Raw genomic sequence first — 15,419 nt, 5'->3', positions numbered from 1 at the left:
AAAGGCTCTATTATTGATAAACAGTTTTACACATGTATGAATCTCAATGAGCAATTAGATGTGCTGGCTTTTCTAAATGGCAAGCTGGAAAATATGCTTAAGTTCCATTCCGCAATATTACCTAAACTCTGTGGTGGGAACAAAGTGGTGGACCTGCTGTTTTATAGGCCGCTTGGTTATATAGATAGAAGTAAGTCACTGCCCGATGCTCAAGCTGGAGAATTTATAACTTTTATTGCAAAAGTTTATGAGCATCAGTCGCCCACTTTTAGAGGTAGACCATATAAAATAGTCGTTGAAAGTGAGAGTCAGTGTATATTCATAGTCTTTTTTAATCACTCAGTTAAGTATTTATATAAACTATTTCCAGCTGGAGCCTATGTAATCATCAGTGGCAAACTCGAAAAATTTGCTGAGCATTGGCAGATTACTCATCCAGATTACGTGTCGCTTGACATCAACCAATTTAAAGAAATAGCTCGCATAGAGCCAGTCTACCAATTATGCCGTGGCATTACCAATAAGAGCATTGGGAACATAATAAGCTCTAACCTGAAAGAATTGCCTGATTTGCCAGAGTGGATAGATGATACATTAATCAAGCAAAAAAAATGGCTAAGTTGGAGGGAAAGCATAATAAAGTTGCACAGACCAAGCTCATTGGCGGAAGCCGAGGTTTGTAGAAAAAGGCTTGCTTATGATGAATTGTTTGCGTATCAGCTAGCACTGAAACTTGCAAGAGAAAATCATGTAAAAAAAAGGGGAAGAGAATTTATAGTATTGAATAAATATAAAGAGCAAGTTTTAAATGAATTATCGTTTCAATTAACAAACGATCAAATTCGTGCAATAGATGAAATTTCAGAGAGGCAAAAATCCAAGTATCGCATGATGAGCTTGCTGCAAGGTGATGTTGGTAGTGGCAAAACCGTAGTTGCACTTTTTGCGATGCTAAATGTGGTAGAAAACAACATGCAGGTAGCTCTAATGGCACCGACTACTATCTTGGCGGAGCAACATTATAATTGGATTGAGGAAGTTTTATCCTGTACCGATATAAAAGTTGCGCTGCTTACTGGTAAAACTTCGCGCAAGGAAAGAAAGATTATCATGAACGAACTTGCAAGTGGTGTTTTAAATATAGTGATTGGCACCCACGCGTTATTTCAAGCTAACGTTACATTTAAAAATTTAGGGCTTGCAGTCATAGACGAGCAACAGCGATTTGGAGTGATGCAGAGAAATCGCTTGGTAGGAAAAGGAGAAAATGCCGATATACTTTTCGTTACTGCAACTCCCATTCCAAGAACCTTGCAGCAAGCTATGTATGGTGACGTTGAATGTTCAATTTTGAGAGAAAAACCAAAATCCAGATTGCCAATAAAAACTGTAACTATGAACATTAGTAGGGTGCCAGATGTTATTGAAAAGCTAAAAGGTGCTATAAACAGGGGCGAAAAAGCATATTGGATTTGTCCATATATAGAAGAAAACGAAGAGACCAATATTGCTGCAGCAGAGATGCGTTTTCAGGAATTACAAAAAACATTTTTTGATAGAGTCGGGATAATACACGGAAAATTGACTCAGGAGCAGAAAGATCAAGTTATGTTTTCCTTCAAAAGAAATGAATTTTCTTTGCTTGTTGCAACCACTGTGATAGAAGTTGGTATAGATGTGCCAGATGCAACCATTATGATTATAGAAAATGCAGAGCAATTTGGGTTATCGCAATTACATCAGTTAAGAGGCAGAGTAGGGCGAGGAAACAAGCCATCTTTTTGTGTATTATTATACGATAATTTAAGTAAAAGCTCATCTTCAAAGTTAAAGATCATGTGTGAGTCACAGGACGGATTTTACATTGCTGAAAGGGATATGATGCTAAGAGGCAGTGGAGATATTTTAGGCACAAAACAATCAGGATGTATGGAATTTAAATTTGCTGATTTATATCAGGACAAAGAGCTGCTCAATCTCGCGTATAATAACGCAAAAGGCGCAATGGCTAATTTTGAATTACTGCTTGATATATTTGAATATAGAAGTAGATTACATTTTTCAAAATTTCAGTAGGAAAACTTCTTATCCAGGTAGCTCGCAGAAACGAATTAAATGCAAAAATTCCTTGACAAACTCCGCCAGCCCCCTTATCATGAAACTGAAGGTATTCAGTTATCTTCATCTGTGCAGATTAAACAGCAAGAAAACAACGTAGTTGGCGTCTTATTTTTAATTTTTTGCACTATGTGCACCTTATGTCTTCACAACATTTCTAGGTTTTTACCTATATAAGCTGAAACGCGCTTATAAAGCGTTTGAGACAGTATAGAACGCCAATTTGCAGGATTGGAGAGTGACAACTAGCTAACACGGGGTTTCTTTTGCCTTTTTTTCTGCTTAGTAAATTTCTTAAACATTTATGACTAAAGGTTAGTTGCATTAAAAAGCAGCTGAGTCGCGGTTATTAGACGTTTAAAACATAAAAAAACGCCAATACTGAAAATAGACAATGACTAGGGCTTCTTTTGCCTTTTTTTCGTTTGGTAAATTTCTTAAATATTTATAGCTAACATGAACTGGGCAGTGCGTCACGCGCTGACCATTTACTGTGCAAATCACCTTCAAAAACAAACGTTCGTACACATATATTCTAGTTATATGATAAAATAAATGAAAAACATCAATTATCTAAATGAAATTCACATCTTAAAAGGATCATATACATCGATTTCCTTAGAATTACTCTTTTTCAATTTTTCACTTAATAATCTTAAAATAGGCTGTAAATCACCATTAATTGATAAGCACAGCACTTCTTTATTGAGATAATTAGCTAGGTGATTCTTCTTTTCCAGAATTTCTGCTTCTCTCAGCAAGTCGCATTTGTTTAATACTACAATCTCTTCTTTTTCAACAAGATCACCATTGTAAAGTTCCAATTCATTATGGATACAACTATAAGCCGAAACAACGTCATCATGAGTTACATCGATTAAATGAAGTAAAATTTGACACCTTTCTATGTGCTTTAAAAATTTATGTCCGAGCCCAACCCCAAGGTGAGCATCGGTGATTATTCCAGGAATATCTGCTATTACAACTTCGCTATCATCCACTTTTGTCACACCTAAGTGGGGTCTTACGGTGGTAAATGGATAATCGCCTACTTTTGTATCGGAATTTGAGCAGCGAGTCAAAAATTTTGATTTACCTGCGTTTGGCATGCCAATAATTCCAACATCTGATAAAACTTTTAGTTTTAATAATACATGTTTTTCTTCGCCAGGCTGACCGTAAGTAAAATGTCTTGGTGCCTTATTAGTAGAAGATTTAAAATTAGTATTTCCAAGTCCACCTTTTCCACCCTGTGCTACTTGAAATTCCATACCAGGCTTGTCAAGGTCTACTATTATCTCTTCACTTTCTTCATCAATTATTTGTGCACCGACTGGAACTCGAAGTATAACGTCTTTCCCTGCTGTGCCAGATCTATCCCTGCCTGCACCATTTTTCCCATTATCTGCTTTAATGTGTCTTCTATAACGAAAATGAAGCAAAGTGTTGAGATTAGCGTCGCTGATGAAAACTATGTTTCCACCCTTTCCTCCATTACCACCATTTGGACCACCAAATTCAACGAACTTTTCTCGACGAAAACTTGCACAACCGTCACCACCATCACCGGCTTTTAAGTACAATTTTACTTCGTCTATAAAACCCATGCTAACCCACGATAATATTTAGCATCCTTTCCTAATGCGCTTTCTATTCTGATTAGCTCGTTATACTTTGCGAGCCTATCAGAACGCGACAGCGACCCGGTTTTTATTTGCCCGCAATTTGATGCAACTGCTATATGAGATATTGTTGTGTCTTCTGTTTCACCTGAGCGGTGAGAAATAACAGCTTTGTAGTTGTTTGATTTTGCCATTTCAATAGCAGCAAAAGTTTCTGTTAACGTCCCTATTTGATTTGGCTTGATCAGTACAGCATTTGCCATTTTTTCTTCTATTCCTTTGCCTATTAGTTCACAATTTGTAACAAATAAATCATCCCCAACCAATTGAATTTTACTCCCCAATTTTGCAGTAAGTAATTTCCAACCTTCGTAATCGTCTTCACTCATTGCATCTTCTATAGAAATTATTGGATATCTTTCCACAAGATTACAATAATATTCATTCAATTCTTTTGAAGTAAGCTCTTTATTTTCAAATTTGTAAATTCCATCTTCATAAAAAGTAGATGAAGCAACATCAAGGCCTAGTGCAAAATCACTTTGCGCTGAATAACCTGCTGATTCTATAGCGTATATGATCAAGTCAAGTGCTTCTTCAGTACTTTCAATATTTGGTGCAAAACCGCCTTCATCTCCTACGTTTGTGCTATAACCCTTTTTCTTAAGAATGCTACGTAAGTTGTGGAACACCTCCGCAGATATTCTGATTGCTTCACTGAAAGTCTCAGCACCGACCGGAAGAATCATGAATTCTTGGAAATCGAGCTTATTGTCTGCATGTACTCCACCATTAATTATGTTAATGAGTGGAACCGGCATCTGCTCTCCTCCCAAATATCTATACAACGGTATTTTGAAACTGTTTGCTGCTGCTTTTGCAACCGCAAGAGACACACCCAAAGTTGCATTTGCTCCAAGTTTAGATTTATTTTTTGTTCCATCTAGTTCAATTAATGCTTTATCAATTGCACTTTGGTTTGTTGCATCCATGCCAATGATTTCATTTGCTATCACTCCATTTACAGCTTGAACAGCTTTCAGCACTCCTTTACCACAATACCTTTTCTCATCTTGGTCTCTGAGTTCCAAGGCTTCTAATTTACCAGTTGAAGCTCCAGAAGGTACAGAGGCCCTACCTATTGCTCCATCACAGAGTTCAATTTCCACCTCAACAGTGGGGTAACCCCTGCTATCTAAAATTTCTCTTGCAAATACGTTGTTGATTATCTTATTCATCGCATTAAACCTTAACTTCCGCAATAAGTGCTGCAGTTTCCTTTGCCAATTTAGCTATATTACTACCAGCACCAATAAATAATACTATATCACCTGGACTTGTCGAATCACTAATAAAATGTGAAATGAGTAGAGCATCATTCATAATCTTTACATCATTAAACCCATTACTGATTAAAGCTTTTTGTATATCATCAATCCCACAACCAGGAATAGGCTTGTCTTCTGGGGGATGAATAGGAGTAAGGATTACATAGTCAAACATCATAAAGATCCTTATGAATTCACCAAAAAAATTACGAACGCGAGCAAAACGAAGTGGTTCGATAATTCCTATTACTTTTCCTTTAGTAATCGAACGTGCAGCCGTTAAAGTTGCATATATTTCATTTGGATGATGGGCATAATCCTCAATTAACTTAACACCTTTAATATTGGCAATCAAAGAGAATCTTCTTGCTACTCCTTGAAATTCCAAAAGGCCTTTTTTAATCTCTGCATTGCTAATCCCGAGCTTTATCGCAACTGATATTGCAGCCAAGGCGTTACTCATTTTGTGAATACCTATTGCGTTTGATAGTACTATGTTTTTTAAAGGGCTGGATCCCAGTGTCACGCACTGGGATGACAGAGGGTGATGGGATGACACCTGCTTTTTTGTCATGCAAGTAGCTGATGCTGGAATCCAGTTGTTCAACACGTCAAATTCTATGCTGTTAGCATGCTGTTTAATGTTGCTGGCTCTTATGCTACCATTCTCAAACCCAAACGTTATAGAATTACTCGCATCATAATTAATGCCTACAGAATCAGGCAAAACTGCAAAACCTGCTTTGCTTATAAACTGAGAAAACGCATTTTTAATATCGTCGAATGTACCATAATGATCCATATGATCGTCGTTAATACTCGTTATGACAGCAATATTTGCAGGAATTTTTAGCATGGTTCCATCAGACTCATCAGCTTCGATTAAAAAAATGTCACTCTTTCCAAGTCTTGAATTACTCTGATACGAATTTAGTATTCCTCCTACAATTACAGTCGCATCAATGCCAGAATGATCAAAAATAGAAGCAATCATAGCCGTTGTTGTCGTCTTTCCACTTGAACCTGAAACTGCTATCACATATTTATCTTTCATAATTTCAGCAAGTATGTCTGATCTATGCAAAATGGTTTTATTGTTATTTCTCGCTGTTACTAACTCCACATTATCAGATTCTATCGCAGAAGAACGTACAACTATTTGAGCTTGGCTTATATTATTAGCATTGTGACCAATAAAAACCTCTATGCCCAGCCTTTGTAATCTATCTACATTGTTGTTTGATTGTGCATCACTGCCTTGAACTTTGTAATTGGAATTGTGAAGAATTTCAGCAATGGCACTCATTCCGATTCCACCTATACCAATTATATGTATTATTCTTTTTTGAGTTTTGTTAATATTTAGCAGTAGATGTTTACTCATTACTAAATTTATTATAGTATAATTTAAAATCCTCATAGTATCGAACCCTCTTACCGAATACAATGATAAAAAACCTAGCCTTCCTATGTCTAATATTTGTTTTGATAAGTAGTTGCAGTTTTAGCAACAGGTTTAATTGCACTGCAGGTCATTATAAAATTGGCTGCAGCTACACAATAAATGGTATAACTTATTATCCAAAAAACTGTAAACACTATGAAGAGATAGGGATAGCGTCGTGGTATGGAATAGAAGATCATGGCACGCTTACAGCAAATGGTGAAGTGTTTAACCGTCACTTGATCTCTGCAGCGCATAAGACTTTGCCCCTACCCTGCTTTGCTCTTGTCACTAATTTAGAAAATGGAAGAAAGCTTGTTGTAAGGATTAACGATAGAGGGCCTTTTATTGAAGGCAGAATAATAGACTTATCAGAAAAAGCAGCTCAAGTCTTAGGATTTCATAAAGTAGGGCTTGCAAAGGTAAAAGTCCAATACCTAAGAAAGATGTCAGAACAATTGATACAAAATACTCCTCATTACAGAAAGCAATATGAAAAAGAAATGCAGAAACGTCACCCAAAACAAGACAGTGCAGAAAGTAAGGGATATGTTGCATTTTTTAAAAGTGCTCAGGCTGCTAAATCAGCTGCATCAAAGCTTCGCAATCAAGGAATAAAAAATGTTAGATTGCTTTTTAAGAACGATCAATATTGCGTGAAAGTGAGTTATAGGTAGTGGTGAGTGCAGAATTCGAAAGATTTGGTTAATGTAAGAAACGCTGGCTAACTATTGTAAGTTAAAAATGTGATATAAAAAAGATATCAACAATTTATAGCTATACCGCCGCGGCGCTAACACGTAGCAGAATGACGAGTTACTATACCACCGCGAACCGTCATACCGCCGCGAACCGTCATACCGCGATTCATTCGCGGTATCCCAGCATAGATTCCGCTAACACGTAGCGGAATGACGAATTTGTCGTTTTTCAAATTGTCGTAAGTCAGTTTAGCTATAGCACTATAGAGACAAAGATCGAAATTTACTTATTTACGTCTCCAATTTCATCATGTATAATGGAGACAAAGATTTATATTTTGTATTTTATGTCTCCATCATTTATTGGTAGGCAAACCGAGTTGAAGCAACTGCTGGAGCTTACGGAAAAAAACACTGCATCTTTTGTAGTAGTCAAAGGAAGGCGTCGTATAGGAAAAAGTCGTTTAATTCAAGAGTTTGGTAAACATTTCGAACAACATTACTCATTTGCAGGTTTGCCACCAGAAAAGCATACTACAACATCCCACCAACTTAATGAATTTTCTAGACAAGTTGCTAGACAATTTAATACATCTTTTGCTAGATATGACGACTGGAGTGACTTACTATGGGCAGTTGGTGAACGTTTACTATCTGGCAAAATATTATTGCTCCTTGATGAAATTTCTTGGATGGGCTCAAAAGATCCAACTTTTTTAGGCAAAATAAAGAATTTTTGGGATACACAGCTAAAAAATAATAACAAGCTAATTTTTGTTGTCTGTGGATCAGCTTCATCCTGGATTGAAAAAAATATACTTAGTAGTACTGGTTTTGTAGGAAGAATATCGTTGACTTTAACACTCGGGGAGTTATCACTTTCTGATTGCAATGAATTTTGGCCAAAAAATATTTCAGCATACGAAAAGTTTAAGGTGCTTGCAGTAACCGGTGGAATTCCAAAATATTTAGAAGAGGTAAATTTTAAACATGGTACTGAAGAAAATATTAAAAAGCTTTGTTTTACAAAAGGTGGGTTTTTAGTTGAGGAGTTTGACCAAATATTTTCAGATCTATTCATGCGAAAAACAGCTTTTTATAAGCAAGTAGTGAGAGCTCTTTCTACTGGAGCTAAAGAACAGGAAGAAATTTGTACTGCTTTAAACATTGCAAGACACGGACGCATTTCTGAGTATCTATATGAGCTCGAGCTTGCCGGTTTTATTGCAAAGGATCACACTTGGGATATAAAAACGGGTACTGATTCACGACTCAGGAAGTACAGACTTCAAGATAATTATTTAAGGTTTTATCTAAAATATATTGAAAAAAATCTAGGAAAAATTAATCGCGACACCTACTCTATAGGGTTACTTACATCTCTACCAGAGTGGCATACAATTATTGGACTTCAGTTTGAAAATTTGGTGCTTAACAATAGAAAGAGCATACATAATATCTTGAGAATTGATGGAATAGTAAGCGAAAATCCATTTTTTCAGAGGAAGACAGGTGCTGGTTGTCAAATTGATTACATGATTCAAACAAGGTTTAACACACTCTACATTTGCGAAATCAAATTCTCAAAAAATAAAATCGGTCATTCAATAATACAAGAAGTACAAAAGAAAATAGATACACTAAAGCGTCCAAAAGGCTTTTCATGTCGTCCAGTCCTTATTCACGTTAACGGTGTGAGTGATGACGTTATAGATAGTGATTACTTTTCAAACATAATTGATTTTGGAGAATTATTGAATTGTAAGTAATTCTTGCTCTACTTTTTCAACTTTGTGTTGTTTAACATTGGAACAAGATTCCAGATGACATCTTTCATGAACTCTTATTATAACAATGTTCGTACAGATGTGTGCCACGCGCTGGAATGACATGGTGAGGTGTCATCCTGCTGCTCCTTTCTTGTCATCCCGCGCGGAATAATTAACCGTCATACCGCCGCGGTATCTCACATAGATCCCGCTAACAAGCAGCGGGATGACACCTCTCTTGGGCTCTTTTAGCTATAAACATTAAGAAATTTACCAAATGAAAAAAAAGGCAAAGAACTCCCGTGGTGCGAGTTTTGACTCTATATTACTGTAAGTGGCGCTGTAATAATGTGCTAACGCTTAAAATAAGCGCGGTTTGGTTGAATGTAGAAAAAATTTAAAAGACATGCAGCCGCTATAATTTTATGTAATCCGCCAAAAAATACCCTGAGTTTTTTACTGAATTTTGTCATTGAGCCTGCAGGTCAAAAACAAGTTTTGAGTCATAAATACCCTTATTGTCATAATAAGGGAGCTGGCAAAGCTTGTCAAGCAACTTTTTCCGTTTCTACCAGCTACTTGGATGACACCACATAAATTAATAAATAGGAAAATTACTACAAATCTTTTCAACTTTAGTTTTTACTGCTTTTTCGACACTTGAGCTATTTCCGCTGATTAATCCCTGAACCACTTCATTTACTAGGCTGGCTATCTCTTTAAAATTTTCTGCCTCAAGTCCGCGTGTTGTCTCAGCAGCGGTGCCAAAACGGAGCCCTGAAGTGATGGTTGGCTTTTCTGTATCAAATGGTACAGAGTTTTTATTGCAGGTAATGCCAGCCCTCTCAAGGCTATCTACAACGTCTTTTCCAGTTAATTTCTGCGATCTTAAGTCAACTAGCACTATATGAGAGTCAGTGCCACCGGTTATAATGTCGAGTCCATGCTTTTGCAATTCTTGAGCTAGTACTTTCGCATTTTCCACGATTTTCTTGCTATAAGTTTTAAACTCTGGCGCTAATGCTTCTTTAAATGCAACAGCTTTTGCAGCTATTACATGCATAAGTGGCCCGCCCTGCAATCCTGGAAAAACTGCAGATTGAATTTTTTTGTGTAATATTTCATCATTGGTCATCACTATTCCACCACGAGGACCACGCAAAGTTTTGTGAGTCGTGGAAGTCATAACATGTGCATATTCAGCAGGAGATGGATATTCGCCCGCTGCAATAAGCCCTGCATAGTGAGCAATGTCTGCAAGCAAATAAGCACCAACTTTATCTGCAATTTCGCGAAAGCGTTTGAAGTCCATTTTTCTCGGATAAGCAGAAGCACCAGCTATGATCAATTTTGGTTTATGCTCCAGCGCCAGCTTTTCTATCTCATCCATATTGAGCAGATAAGTGTCTTTGTTAACTGTATACTGAATTGACTTAAACCATTTACCAGAAAGGCTTGGTGCCGCACCATGAGTTAGATGTCCACCGCAACTCAGTGATAATCCAAGTATTGTATCGCCTGGAGTAAGCAGTGAAGCAAATACCGCCTGATTTGCCTGAGAACCAGAGTGAGGTTGAACGTTTGCAAATTTAACACCGAACAGCTTACAAAGTCTTTCTATAGCTAGACTTTCAACTTTGTCCACATGCTCACAACCACAGTAATACCTTTTGCCTGGATAGCCTTCTGCATATTTATTAGTCAGAAAAGAGCCTTGTGCTTCCATTACTGCTTTACTTGCAAAATTCTCTGATGCAATTAATTGCAATTGTGACTTTTGACGTTGTAACTCTTTTTCTATAAACTGATAAACCTCGTTATCAAAAGACTTTAAACTATTTTTAGAGCCACAGATTTTTTTTAAAACACTCATCATAGATCAAACCTCGCTTTAATTTTAAGATGCACAAGCAATTTTAAGACTACTTATCCTGCTTTTTTAACCATAAGAGCCCAAAAACAGCTATTAGCAAACATACAGGAATAATAGATGTTGCTTTTATCAGCAATTCAGCACTATACACAGGATTTCCTTGTATTACTGTTCTATCCCAACACAAATTTATTATTTTTGCGATTCCAGTGTGAAAAAAATAGCCAAAACCCATGACTATCATGTTTGACACAGCTGTAGCTAAGCCTACTAAGTTATTATTTACATAACTTAGTGCTTTATAAATTGTAACTACTTGATATCCAGATGCAAAGCCGATAATAAAAAGCGTAGGTAATACAACATACAAGCCACCAATCTGAGTAAAAAGTAATAGAAAACCGGCGATCATTGCAAATGAGCATGAAATTATTACTTCATAATGCTTATTTTTATACTTTTCCAATAAATAAGCCAAAGAGAATGATCCTGTTAACATTCCTATCAATATTACGGAAGAGAGAGAAGATGCCAAGCCTTCATTCATTTCATATACTTCAAAAAAGAATGCTTTCGCCCAACCATCAGCAAAACCTTGCATTGGACCGACCATGAGTCCACCAAAAAAGCTAATTAGAATAATATGCTTGTTGAAAAGTATGTTTTTCAAGTCTCTAATGCTAACTTTTTCCTGTTGAGCATTGCTTTCAGGCGTTACTAAGAACAGTAACAGAGCAAGTAAACACCCGAATGCTGAGAAGGTATAGATAACATAATTCCAGCCAAATTTATTGAGTAAGAAGTCTAACGGTAATCCGCCACATATCCCCCCCAAAGTTCCTATAATTATGGATAAACTAGCCATTCTTGCTGATTTTTCTTGCGCAAAATACATGCTTGCAACTTTAAAAAGCCCAATTGCTGAAGCGGATGACCCAATTCCAACGACTATTCTGCCAAGTATTGAATAATACCACTCATCAAAACATATAAGCGGTAATGTTCCGGTAAATGTTAAAACAATACAAGCAGGCAAAACAAATTTTGGCCCAAATCTATCAAGGAAAAGACCAACAGGTATATGAGCTAGCGTATAGCCTACATAGTATAACCCACCAAACTGGCCAACATCTGTAATACTTATGTTAAATTTTGTTATCAATCCAGGCGCAATTATGTTTGGAATTACGCGTAATATATATTGGTACGCATAAAACAGTGACGCCAACAACCAGATTAAAAAATTCCTCTGCAGTACTTTACCCCAAAGCTAGTATTATAGATACTCTGTTTATAGAAAACAATATTTTTATGAATACTTATTTTAATTTACCGGAATTTTATACAGTTGAACTCATAGCCAACATAAGTAGTTTATGCATTAACTAAATTTTCCAGGTTCAAGTTTGGATGATGGAAAAAGTTCACTTTTTCTATTTTTAAAAGAGACCTTTTATTTTACTTATAATTTTTTCTACCATATCTACAACTGGCTCATGAATAAGGTATATGAAAAAAATTACACCACAAATGACAAGTATATTTATGATTTTGCCCTTATTCATCTTTATCTTGAGCTTCACTTTTGTTACAAGATCCATTTTATTTATGTTTTTATTTCATGCTAACAATTATATATTAAATACTATAATTTTCAGTAAAATTTGACTTCAGAAGTACCCTATTAACTCAATATTAACCTTTCTACATGTAAAATAGTTAATATAACATTGAGGTAGGTTGATGAACATAAGCACAATAGACAACACACTGCAAAATTACATAACAAAATACATTGAACAAACATTCGCTACACATGTGTCAGGCAATAGATATGACAAATTGTATAGGGAACTTCTAAGTGGTATAGAAGAGATAATAAAACTCACTATAAACGAAGCAAAACATTATGACAAAAGTTTGGAAAATCTATATAACGATTCAAGATTTAATAAGAAATTTATTCAAGCTGTTGCTAAACATCAGGTGTCGGAATTTTTAAATACTCACCCGAAAAGAAAAGAAATTGTTGCAGAATTTTACAATGAACATTACATTAACGAAAGTGATTTAAAGACTCTGGAGAAAGGGAAAGATTTAGTAAATAAAATAAATAACATTAACTTACTGCAACGAAATGAAAAAAATGAGGAATTCAATATTAGAAAGACACTTGCTCACTCAATAAAAATGCCTTCCATAGAAAAATACAAGTTAGAACATTCAAGATAACCTTAGTGAATATTTTTGACGCGGTGAAATGGGTAATTTATGGATAGTCTATTTCATTTTAACTCCTGGCACGCTTTAGTAATACTATCACATCCAATTTCTAATTGTTCCTGAGAGGTTGCATAAGAAATTCTGATAAAATTTTCTAGACCAAACGCAATTCCTGGAACCACAGCAACTAAATGATCCTCTAGCAGGTATTCAGTGAAATCAAGATCATTATTTATTACTTTACCACTTTTTGTACTCTTACTGAGCAATCCTTCACACGAGACAAATAAATAAAATGCGCCTTGCGGAATGGATGCTGATAATCCCGGAGCAGAATTTAGCTTTTTCACCATAAAATCTCTACGACTCTTAAAAATCCTTGTTCTTTCTTTCAAAAAACTATGGTCACCGTTTAATGCTGCTGCTGCTGCTGCTTGTGCTATCGAATTTGGGTTAGAAGTGCTCTGAGACTGCAGCGTAGAGATAGCTTTTACTACATCACTTCTACCTGCAATATACCCTATTCTCCAGCCTGTCATTGCATAGGCTTTTGACACTCCATTGACTACAAAAACTCTGTTGTAAAGCTTTGGCTCAACCTGAGTGATAGTAAAAAACTTTTCGTCGTATATTATATGCTCATAAATATCATCTGTAACGACATTCACATGTGGATATTCAAGCAATATTTGTGCTATGTCTTTCAATTCATCATATGTGTACACAACTCCTGCAGGATTGTTCGGTGAGTTAAGAATTAACCATTTAGTTTTTTTAGTTATCCTGCTTTTCAATAATTCCGCTGTCAGTTTAAAATTTTGTTTGCATTCCACTACAGCTGGTAAGCCCCCAAAAAGATTTACCATATCAACATATGAAACCCAATAAGGAGCTGGAATAATAACTTCATCTCCAGAGTTAATTGTTGCCATAAACAAATTGAATAACACCTGCTTAGCGCCAGTACCAACACAGATTTGGTTAAACGTGTACTCGAGGTTATTATCCCTTCTTAACTTATTAATTATTGCTTCTTTCAGCTCACGCGTTCCATCAACAGCAGTATACTTAGTTTTACCTTCACTTATTGCTTGAATAGCTGCTTTTTTTATATGATCTGGAGTATCAAAATCCGGTTCTCCTGCAGCTAAAACACAGATCTTTTTTCCTTCATTTTTCAACTTATTTGCCTTATCAGTTACAGCAATCGTAGGTGATGGTTTTATTAGGGACATTCTTTTTGCAAGGTCTGACATATCTTACTGAAGCTAAATTCAAATGATAAACCCTGTACAGCAAAAAAGCTAGGAATTTTGTGTATTGTATTAGTAGCTTTTTACCAAATTCACCAACGCAGTGATATTTTCAACTGGAGTATCAGGGAGTACTCCATGTCCGAGATTAAATATGAAGGGTGAATCTCTAAAGCAATCTATTATACGTTTTGCTTCTTTTATTGCTTCCGTTTTATTATAGGCTAAAAGATTAGGATCAAGATTTCCTTGTAGAGGGATTTTTAGATTCGCTTTCGCCCATTCTATTGGGACATTATAATCTATACTTACTGCAGATACACCTGTTTGTTCGCAGTAATCCTTATAAAGATTTCCAGCAGACCTTGGAAATCCTATTATTGGAAAACCAGAAAATCTATCCTTTATTGCCAAGGTAATTCTCTTTGTTGGTTCGATAACATATTCTTTAAACAATGGTTCCGATAATGCACCAGCATTACTGTCAAATAGCTGAATAACATCTGCTCCAAATTCTATCTGTTTAATTAGATAAATAATCGTTGCTTCCGTTATTCGTTCAATTATTTCCTTCAAATACGAAGGGTAAAAATTTAATACTTTGGAAAAAGTTTTGCTGCTTCCACCTTCTATGATATATGAAGCTACTGTCCATGGGCCACCAGCAAATCCTATAAGAGGCTTTTTTTTTGATAGCTGACTTCTGACTTTCTTTATAGCGTTTAGAATTGGTAAAATTTTAGCTTCAATGTCTTGTGGACTTTTCAATTCTTTAGGATTCTTTATAGGTTTTATTCTCGGGCCCACATTGCGCAGGAAATTCACGTCACAACCCAAAACATCAGCTATTATTAAAATGTCTGAAAAAATTATCGCCGCATCCACGTCAAATCTTGTCACTGGCTGTAACGTCAATTCTGTCACTAAATCTGTGTTGTAGCATATCTCCATAAAATTATTCATATTTTCCACTGCTTTGCGGTACTCAGGAAGAGACCTGCCAGCCTGACGCATTAGCCAAATAGGCACTCTTTCACCTGGCTCATTTTGTTTGATAACTTCTACTATTGTTGTTTTGCTGCTTTCCA

Annotated in this window: 11 protein-coding genes and 1 pseudogene; 4 read left to right on the top strand and 8 right to left on the bottom strand. The window is 36.0% G+C overall.

The window, feature by feature from the left end; genetic code table 11:
* Nucleotides 1-36 precede the first annotated feature (36 nt).
* On the top strand, nucleotides 37-2,076 hold the full coding sequence (gene recG, locus ABWU75_RS00060) for an ATP-dependent DNA helicase RecG (protein ID WP_353286815.1): 2,040 nt from the start codon (nucleotides 37-39) through the stop codon (nucleotides 2,074-2,076).
* 626 nt (nucleotides 2,077-2,702) lie between these two features.
* Here recG and cgtA read toward each other — a convergent pair.
* The 3 genes from cgtA to murC are packed head-to-tail and all read right to left on the bottom strand — an operon-like array spanning nucleotide 2,703 to nucleotide 6,488.
* A complete protein-coding gene (gene cgtA, locus ABWU75_RS00055; protein ID WP_264731761.1) occupies nucleotides 2,703-3,725 on the bottom strand; it encodes an Obg family GTPase CgtA in 1,023 nt (340 codons plus the stop codon).
* Nucleotides 3,713-4,978 carry a phosphopyruvate hydratase gene (gene eno, locus ABWU75_RS00050; protein ID WP_264731760.1) on the bottom strand — a complete coding sequence of 422 codons (1,266 nt, stop codon included), beginning with the start codon at nucleotides 4,976-4,978 and terminating at the stop codon, nucleotides 3,713-3,715. Before eno ends, cgtA begins: the two co-directional genes overlap by 13 nt.
* A gap of 4 nt (nucleotides 4,979-4,982) precedes the next feature.
* Nucleotides 4,983-6,488, bottom strand: a complete 1,506-nt coding sequence (gene murC / locus ABWU75_RS00045) for a UDP-N-acetylmuramate--L-alanine ligase (protein WP_353286814.1) — start codon at nucleotides 6,486-6,488, stop codon at nucleotides 4,983-4,985.
* Nucleotides 6,489-6,514: 26 nt separating this feature from the next.
* On the opposite strand from murC, the gene ABWU75_RS00040 reads away from it, so the two are divergent.
* Complete coding sequence (locus ABWU75_RS00040; protein ID WP_253309498.1) at nucleotides 6,515-7,189, top strand: septal ring lytic transglycosylase RlpA family protein; 675 nt, start codon at nucleotides 6,515-6,517, stop codon at nucleotides 7,187-7,189.
* Between the two features lie 371 nt (nucleotides 7,190-7,560).
* Entirely contained in the window at nucleotides 7,561-8,982 is a 1,422-nt protein-coding gene (locus tag ABWU75_RS00035) for an AAA family ATPase (RefSeq protein ID WP_253309500.1), read from the top strand.
* Nucleotides 8,983-9,580: 598 nt separating this feature from the next.
* Here ABWU75_RS00035 and glyA read toward each other — a convergent pair.
* The 3 genes from glyA to ABWU75_RS00020 all read right to left on the bottom strand — a co-directional run bounded on the left by glyA (nucleotide 9,581) and on the right by ABWU75_RS00020 (nucleotide 12,456).
* The gene (glyA, locus tag ABWU75_RS00030; RefSeq protein WP_353286813.1) at nucleotides 9,581-10,858 is read right to left on the bottom strand and encodes a serine hydroxymethyltransferase; all 1,278 of its coding nucleotides are present in this window, start codon (nucleotides 10,856-10,858) and stop codon (nucleotides 9,581-9,583) included.
* Nucleotides 10,859-10,904: 46 nt separating this feature from the next.
* Nucleotides 10,905-12,110, bottom strand: a complete 1,206-nt coding sequence (locus ABWU75_RS00025; RefSeq protein ID WP_253307380.1) for an MFS transporter — start codon at nucleotides 12,108-12,110, stop codon at nucleotides 10,905-10,907.
* A gap of 184 nt (nucleotides 12,111-12,294) precedes the next feature.
* Nucleotides 12,295-12,456: a hypothetical protein gene (locus ABWU75_RS00020; RefSeq protein WP_264735850.1), complete on the bottom strand. Its 162-nt coding sequence runs from the start codon at nucleotides 12,454-12,456 to the stop codon at nucleotides 12,295-12,297.
* A 142-nt stretch (nucleotides 12,457-12,598) separates the two neighbouring features.
* On the opposite strand from ABWU75_RS00020, the gene ABWU75_RS00015 reads away from it, so the two are divergent.
* Entirely contained in the window at nucleotides 12,599-13,087 is a 489-nt protein-coding gene (locus tag ABWU75_RS00015; RefSeq protein WP_264731757.1) for a hypothetical protein, read from the top strand.
* A gap of 53 nt (nucleotides 13,088-13,140) precedes the next feature.
* On the opposite strand, the gene ABWU75_RS00010 is transcribed toward ABWU75_RS00015, so the two are convergent.
* Nucleotides 13,141-14,334: a pyridoxal phosphate-dependent aminotransferase gene (locus tag ABWU75_RS00010; RefSeq protein WP_353286812.1), complete on the bottom strand. Its 1,194-nt coding sequence runs from the start codon at nucleotides 14,332-14,334 to the stop codon at nucleotides 13,141-13,143.
* A 92-nt stretch (nucleotides 14,335-14,426) separates the two neighbouring features.
* Nucleotides 14,427-15,377 (bottom strand): annotated as a pseudogene (hemE, locus tag ABWU75_RS00005) (uroporphyrinogen decarboxylase); the annotation flags it as partial.
* Between the last annotated feature and the right edge of the window lie 42 nt (nucleotides 15,378-15,419).

The sequence above is a fragment of the Wolbachia endosymbiont (group A) of Anthophora plumipes genome, assembly GCF_964028115.1.
Taxonomy (GTDB): domain Bacteria; phylum Pseudomonadota; class Alphaproteobacteria; order Rickettsiales; family Anaplasmataceae; genus Wolbachia.
The sequence above is the reverse complement of the archived record's forward strand: the minus strand, read 5'-3'. Positions and strand labels throughout refer to the sequence as shown.

Coding starts and splice junctions, on each gene's coding strand:
- ABWU75_RS00020 (WP_264735850.1), bottom strand. CDS start 12,456: ATGGATCTTGTAACAAAAGTGAAGCTCAAGATAAAGATGAATAAGGGC.
- eno (WP_264731760.1), bottom strand. CDS start 4,978: ATGAATAAGATAATCAACAACGTATTTGCAAGAGAAATTTTAGATAGC.
- cgtA (WP_264731761.1), bottom strand. CDS start 3,725: ATGGGTTTTATAGACGAAGTAAAATTGTACTTAAAAGCCGGTGATGGT.
- ABWU75_RS00035 (WP_253309500.1), top strand. CDS start 7,561: ATGTCTCCATCATTTATTGGTAGGCAAACCGAGTTGAAGCAACTGCTG.
- recG (WP_353286815.1), top strand. CDS start 37: ATGAATCTCAATGAGCAATTAGATGTGCTGGCTTTTCTAAATGGCAAG.
- ABWU75_RS00010 (WP_353286812.1), bottom strand. CDS start 14,334: ATGTCAGACCTTGCAAAAAGAATGTCCCTAATAAAACCATCACCTACG.
- ABWU75_RS00040 (WP_253309498.1), top strand. CDS start 6,515: ATGATAAAAAACCTAGCCTTCCTATGTCTAATATTTGTTTTGATAAGT.
- ABWU75_RS00015 (WP_264731757.1), top strand. CDS start 12,599: ATGAACATAAGCACAATAGACAACACACTGCAAAATTACATAACAAAA.
- glyA (WP_353286813.1), bottom strand. CDS start 10,858: ATGATGAGTGTTTTAAAAAAAATCTGTGGCTCTAAAAATAGTTTAAAG.
- murC (WP_353286814.1), bottom strand. CDS start 6,488: ATGAGGATTTTAAATTATACTATAATAAATTTAGTAATGAGTAAACAT.